Origin of the sequence: Schumannella soli (assembly GCF_006517435.1) — a bacterium.
Taxonomy (GTDB): Bacteria; Actinomycetota; Actinomycetes; order Actinomycetales; family Microbacteriaceae; genus Schumannella; species Schumannella soli.
On record NZ_VHQG01000001.1, the window covers coordinates 964414 to 964701 of the forward strand.

At 72.9% G+C, this 288-nt stretch carries 1 protein-coding gene; it reads right to left on the reverse strand.

The window, feature by feature from the left end; all coding sequences use genetic code 11:
- Positions 1-288 (reverse strand): hypothetical protein (locus tag FJ657_RS17040; protein ID WP_219995858.1); only part of this gene is annotated, 288 nt, incomplete at both ends.

The window sequence follows — 288 nt, forward strand, 5'->3', positions numbered from 1 at the left end:
CGTGGTGGTGACGGTGTCGACGGTGGTGCCGCCGGCATCCTTCACGACGAGGGTGACGGTCGAGCTGCCGGTCGCGTCGGCCGGGATGCCGCTCAGGCCGAGCGGAACCGTGCTGCCGTAGGTCTGCGGTCCGGCCGCGGTCGTCGTCAGGGTCGAGTCGATCTTGGCGACGGTCGCGTTCGCGGCCGCGCCGTCGGCGCCGGTGTGGTTGGCGTCGCCGGCCCAGGTGCCGACGACCGTGTAGTTCCCGGCGGGGAGCACCTTGCTCTTCGCGGTGGCGAGGTTCGC